The organism is Stenotrophomonas nitritireducens, from assembly GCF_001431425.1.
GTDB classification, from domain to species: Bacteria; Pseudomonadota; Gammaproteobacteria; order Xanthomonadales; family Xanthomonadaceae; genus Stenotrophomonas; species Stenotrophomonas nitritireducens.
Genome location: NZ_LDJG01000042.1, coordinates 1 through 5,305, shown reverse-complemented (window position 1 = coordinate 5,305; position 5,305 = coordinate 1). Strand labels below are relative to the sequence as shown.

Sequence of the window (5,305 nt, the reverse complement as noted above, 5' to 3'; positions counted from 1 at the left end):
CCGTCACCCAGCAGGGCGACAAGATCACGTCGCAGGGGCAGGCGATCACCGCTGTTTCGGCGACAGCCGCAGGAAAGAACACGACGTACATGCAGGCCACGGAGCCTGTTGGAACGACTGAAAGGCCGCTGGTCGAAGGTGATCTTTGGATCAACACGGCGGACAACAATCGCCTTCGCCGCTGGACTGGATTCTCGTGGCAAGGTGCTGGCGACATGCGTATCGGCACTACAGCGAGTGCGGTGACCGACTTGACTGCTCGTGTGGATGTCAACGAACAGGGCGTGGCGCAGGCGAAAGCCACATGGGGTGTATACCTGACCGCTGGCAACGTCATCAGTGGCGTGCAGTCGATCAACAACGGCATCATCGCCGAGTTCAACGTGATGGCCCATGTGTTCCGGCTTCTGTCGCCTGCGGGCGCAGACGGCATGGAGATTCAGAACGGATATATCCGAGTCTGGAAGGGAAGCTCTCAGCGCATCATTGGTAACGGGTTCGGCGCAAACAATGATTTGATGGACTACTTCGGGCCGAACGTGGGTGTCGCGAACGCCAGCAAATCTAATGCAATCATGTGGATGGATCAGAGCGGCAACGCATATTGGGGCGGCGCGCTCTCTGCTGGTGTGTTGAAGAACGCGGCACAAACAACTGTCCTGACCGCAAACCCGACGATTACGGTCGGCCCGTTCAGCACAAACGGCAAGACCAAGGTTGTGACTGTCGGTTACACTGCTAACTCGCCAACATATACACAGTATTATCCCGGTCGCCCTGAGTCTGCTGGCCCGCCACCGCCGCCAACGATCTCTGAGCCTGCAAAGACAGTGACATTGAAGCGGGCATATGCCGGCGGCGGATACACTCAGGTTGCATCGGTTCCAGTGTCACACGGAGCTTCAGTCACGCGAGAAGTTTATATACCGGCAGACGCATCTAACCCGAACCTTCCGGGTGGCGGGTGGGAGCAGGATTTCAACTGGTCAAGCAGCGCGTCGTTGACTTACAGCGACACGCTTGTCGGAACTGGAACCTTCACATACGAAGCAAATGCAGGATCGCCGACATACACGATTTCCAGACAAACCCTCAGCGTCACATCCGTGGAGCAGCCATGAAACTCCTAGCCGCCGCAATTCTCGCTACAGCGCTCACTGCATGCGGGGAGAAAATCGAAAACTCACCGCACCCCGGCGAGCGCGTACAGCTCCCAGCAATCGAGTGGCGCGTGGTGGATCGTCAAGGGCTCCTTCACGCATACCAGTCAAACGGTATGCGGCTGGAACAAGGTCAGCGGCTTGAAGGCTTCGCTGGTATCACTTCGGATGGTCGGCATGTCGTGTACACGATACCACCGCGAACGGTTGATGATGCAGCCACCTGCACGCTCGGGCATGAGGTGCTGCATGTTGTTCTGGGGAAGTATCACAGGGAGTGACCGGGCGCAGGCATACGACGTGGAGGCCGGCTGGCCATAGGCATTCCCCTACACACGGCTGCGTTGATCCCCGACAGTACCGACCACGCGACGCTGCCATGCTCAATCTGCCAGCAGTCGGCGCCGGCTATCGCAGCCTAGGCAGCACTCCCGAATGCTGGCGGCCAGCAACGGCGCCTTCCCCGCGCCGGCCCGGTTCCTACTCCCCAAGAGGGCCGGGAGCTGGCTTATATCCAAATCAAGCTCGCCTTGCCTGCGCACGGACGCGCGGGCAGCTGGCGCCACGCTCACGGCTGTTCGGTACGTTCGGCCTTTCGTGCCCTACGAGGGGTGTAATAGATGCGCTCCCGCTCGCTTTCACTGAGTTGTGCGTACCACGCCCTGCACTTCGCCTTGTGGGCCTCCCACGCTTCGGGATCGCTCACAATGCGCTGCCTCCAGGCGGCCATTCTTGCGCGCTGTTTGACCTTTGTTTCTGCATGTCCAGCAGGGTCGGATTCTCGCAACTTCCTCCGCCACTGCCGGAGGCGTTCGGCATCGTGCGCGCGGAATACCGCCGCGAACTCGGGATCGGTGTCGAGCTTGGCGCGTAGATTTCGGAGATATTCGACGCGCGTGGATTTCCAGCTGTCGGTGTGCTTGACGGCGTGATACCTCGCTCGCTCAACCCTTCGGGCGCGTTCTTTCCGGCAAGCTTCGCTGCAAGTTTTTGGCGGGTGGCCGTGCCTACTGCCTCGCGGTCGATCTGGAATGTGCTGCCCGCAGATTGGGCACGGGTTCACTTGCCGCCCCGCGCCGGGCTTACATACGGCGGAAGCGCCGGAATAGGGAGCCCCGCAGCCCGTGCCCGCTTCACAGGGAGCATATATTCCTTGAACAGATCATAGTCCGAGTTGCCGCGCTGAAGGTTGCAGCAACGACACGCGAATACGATATTCGTTGAGCTGTCGTCACCGCCCTTAGATAGCGGGCGTATGTGTTCGCGCGTCACCGCTTCCTGAGTGAGTTGCGCTCCGCAGTAGTGACACCGGAACGAGTGTGCGCGATTTTTTCGGGTATGCATGTCGGCGGCGTGCCGGCGTGCCTTCTTGTTGAAAGTGCTCGCTTTGACGCTCATTAGATTGAACTCCCCGACGTTCGCCTACGCCAACTCTGCTCGCCCGCTGCCAACGAAGTGCGCCACGGCGGATTGATGAAGGCGCCAACCAAGCACGGTTCCATCAGCGTGGGCGCTTTTAAACTCGCCGAGCGAGCCGAAGTAGCGAAGTTGCAGTTGCCCGCTCGGGGCTGTGCTTTCTATCTCCCGAATCATGTCGCCGCGCATCCTCAGGAGATCGCCCATGCGGTCGATTACGTCGGCCGGGATAGTGCGCTGACCGGTCTCCCAGTATTGCCAACTGCGCACCGAGACGTTACCGATGAATTCTGCCGCCTCGGACGCTTCGAGCATCAGCAGCTTCCGTGCTGCCTGCAGTTCCTTATTGTTCATGCTTCTTGGTGTCCTTCGCTGCTAGCCAAAAGTGGTGGCGAATCGCCAGTGATAGAGGTTCTTGCGCCGTGCCGGCCGTAGCCCACTTCTGTACACGCGACAAGCTGTAGTAGCACTTGTCGGCGAGAGCCTTATGTGTGACGCGCCGTCCGGTGAACTCTGTCATGGCGGCGATGATTGTCTTGAAGAATTTATCCTGCGGCATCGCGGCACATGCATCCCATGGCGGGATGCTGATGCTGAAGTTTGAGCGAACCTCCGAAGCGGCAATGCCAAGCCTCTGCCGTGCGGCCATCACAGAGAACCGTGTCCTTCCTAGCTGACGAGCAACCTCTTCGTCAGAGTCAGTTCCAAGGAGGCTTATCTCATCTTCCGTCCACGCGATCTGCACCGACTTCTCTACGCAGAATGCTGGTATTCCCAGCTTCAGGCGACGAGCTGATATCTGTGGTTTGTTGCGGCCCAGAATTTCAGCAACAGCGGCGTCAGTGTCCGTACCGAGCAGGGATTCCTCTTCCTCGGTCCAGGGCTTTCGCTTTGCCATCCGTGCTCCTTAAAGAGACCACGCCGGAGCGTGGTCTCAAGATCGATCAGTAGCCAGCCAGTTCGGCCAGGCGCTCACGAGTCACGATCTGACCCAGGGCATTGGTCCAATACGCGGCGCCGTTGTAGGTGCCCTTGCCGCGGGTCAGCCCCAGGCTGGCGGCGATCTTGTTGGCTTCGCGGATGGTCTTGATCGTGTACATGCGGGAATCCTCTTGAAGGGTCGGCTCGAACGATTTCGTAGCCGGCTGGGTCGTTGCGACTCAGTGGGGTTAGATTAGTTCGCAATCACGAACAAGTCAACTGCGTGGATTGGGAATTTTCTGAACGAGTCAGGTTCTACGTCGCGGCTGGTGCGAAAGCCCCGCCGCACCATGCCCGCATGAAGAACCCAGGAAAGGCCCGGTGGGCTGCCCGCCGGGCGGAAGCTCTTGAGCAGCAGGCGCGCTCTCTAGTCGCGGATAGGTCAGGAGACTGGCGGGCCATGCGGCAGCGGGAGCGCGGCGCTACCAGGCTGCGCACCGAAGCGGCACGCTTTCGGGTTATGGCTGCGCGCTGGACTCCTGACGAGGTGGCGTAGCCGGAGCGTGGTCATCCCGATGCAGCGTCTCCGGGCGCAGGTGCGTGTACCGCTTCAAATCGTTCCAGGACTCGTGCAGCGTCACCGATGCCACCTCGGGGATGTCATAGCCGGCCTCGAACAGTCGGCTGGTGGCTTCGTGGCGCAGGTCGTGGAAATGCAGGTCTTCGATGCGCAGCGCCGCGCACGCGCGGGTGAAGGCGGTACCGACCGAGCTTGAGTTGTAGGGGAAGATCCGATCCTCGCCCTCCTTCCGCGGCTGCCGCTGCACGATGTCCCACGCCTCGCCCAGCAGGGCAAATCGCTTGTGGTTCCCCATCTTCTTCCGTGGGTGCTTCGCGTCGCGCAGGAGAGCCGTGCGTGTCGCTGGATCGATGTCCGACCACAGCAGGCGGGTGATCTCGCTCTCACGCTTCGCCGTCAGCACCGCGAACTCTACGATGTCGGCCATGGGAATCTCCGCGCGCCAGGCATTGGCCTGGAAGCGCTCCTTCAACCGACGCAATTCTTCGCCGGTTGGCCGTCGGTCGCGCCGCTTGGACTTGCCGACCAGCTTGAGCAGCCGCAGCGCAGGCCGGGCGTCTGCAACCGGGTCGGTCGCCAGCGCCAGCCCCTTCATTGGCCCGGCCAGTTTCAGCAACTCGGACAGGTAGCCGAGTTCGACGTTCATGGTCGCGGCCGTGCAAGCTGGGATAATTACCCCGTCGGCACGCATGTGGGTGCCTTGGATTCGGCGCTGCGCATGCTCGATCACATGGTTTGCGGTCAGGCTGCGGGCGGGGATGTCGCCGAGGCTCTCGCGGAGCCGGGTCATGTTGCCGGCTTGGGTCTTGGACACGGCCTTGATGCCGCCGAGCACCTCGGTACGCCAGTCGATCAGGCCGCCAATGGTGATGTCCTCTCCGGGCTTGCCGCCGCGCGCCTCCAGGTCCGCCATCTCGCGCTCGATCCGGTCGGCCCACACTCTGGCCGCGGTCTTCGTAGGAAACGTCTTGGAACGCGTCGGGTGGCCTTTCCGGCGCACAATGGCGCGCGTCCGGCCCTCCCGGGTCTGGAAGGTCGCCATGGTGTACCAACTCCTGCTGTACCACGTCTTGGTCTGTACGTTGATGGTACACGGAGTAGGGAAAGGCTAGGAAATTGCAGGTTGTTTCAGGAATGGCCGTGAGGCCTATGGTGCTGATAAGTTGATGAAATCCTTGGAAAGTGGTGATTTGAGGCTGTGCGTTGCGCCGATGATGGACTGGACGGA

At 60.9% G+C, this 5,305-nt stretch carries 7 protein-coding genes; 2 read left to right on the top strand and 5 right to left on the bottom strand.

The genetic code is table 11. From position 1 onward, the window contains the following. Together ABB22_RS18460 and ABB22_RS18315 are read left to right on the top strand one after the other, a co-directional pair. Positions 1 to 1,121: hypothetical protein (locus tag ABB22_RS18460; protein WP_161809379.1), on the top strand; the 1,121-nt coding region annotated here is incomplete at its 5' end. After that, positions 1,118 to 1,441: a hypothetical protein gene (locus tag ABB22_RS18315; RefSeq protein WP_152984247.1), complete on the top strand. Its 324-nt coding sequence runs from the start codon at positions 1,118 to 1,120 to the stop codon at positions 1,439 to 1,441. The genes ABB22_RS18460 and ABB22_RS18315, both read left to right, overlap by 4 nt. A gap of 778 nt (positions 1,442 to 2,219) precedes the next feature. Here ABB22_RS18315 and ABB22_RS19070 read toward each other — a convergent pair. From ABB22_RS19070 to ABB22_RS17185, 5 genes are all read right to left on the bottom strand, one after another. Further along, entirely contained in the window at positions 2,220 to 2,504 is a 285-nt protein-coding gene (locus ABB22_RS19070; protein WP_425477822.1) for an HNH endonuclease, read from the bottom strand. A 78-nt stretch (positions 2,505 to 2,582) separates the two neighbouring features. Continuing rightward, a complete protein-coding gene (locus ABB22_RS17195) occupies positions 2,583 to 2,930 on the bottom strand; it encodes an Aca2/YdiL-like domain-containing protein (RefSeq protein WP_082592199.1) in 348 nt (115 codons plus the stop codon). Then, on the bottom strand, positions 2,920 to 3,474 hold the full coding sequence (locus tag ABB22_RS18310; protein ID WP_152984246.1) for a hypothetical protein: 555 nt from the start codon (positions 3,472 to 3,474) through the stop codon (positions 2,920 to 2,922). The genes ABB22_RS17195 and ABB22_RS18310 overlap by 11 nt, the downstream gene beginning before the upstream one ends. Positions 3,475 to 3,520: 46 nt before the next feature. Then, entirely contained in the window at positions 3,521 to 3,676 is a 156-nt protein-coding gene (locus ABB22_RS18455; RefSeq protein ID WP_161809378.1) for a hypothetical protein, read from the bottom strand. A gap of 339 nt (positions 3,677 to 4,015) precedes the next feature. Continuing rightward, positions 4,016 to 5,119, bottom strand: coding sequence for a site-specific integrase (locus ABB22_RS17185; protein ID WP_057505429.1), 1,104 nt, complete (start codon positions 5,117 to 5,119; stop codon positions 4,016 to 4,018). Positions 5,120 to 5,305: the final 186 nt, after the last annotated feature.

Coding starts and splice junctions, on each gene's coding strand:
- ABB22_RS18315 (WP_152984247.1), top strand. CDS start 1,118: ATGAAACTCCTAGCCGCCGCAATTCTCGCTACAGCGCTCACTGCATGC.
- ABB22_RS17195 (WP_082592199.1), bottom strand. CDS start 2,930: ATGAACAATAAGGAACTGCAGGCAGCACGGAAGCTGCTGATGCTCGAA.
- ABB22_RS19070 (WP_425477822.1), bottom strand. CDS start 2,504: ATGCATACCCGAAAAAATCGCGCACACTCGTTCCGGTGTCACTACTGC.
- ABB22_RS18455 (WP_161809378.1), bottom strand. CDS start 3,676: ATGTACACGATCAAGACCATCCGCGAAGCCAACAAGATCGCCGCCAGC.
- ABB22_RS18310 (WP_152984246.1), bottom strand. CDS start 3,474: ATGGCAAAGCGAAAGCCCTGGACCGAGGAAGAGGAATCCCTGCTCGGT.
- ABB22_RS17185 (WP_057505429.1), bottom strand. CDS start 5,119: ATGGCGACCTTCCAGACCCGGGAGGGCCGGACGCGCGCCATTGTGCGC.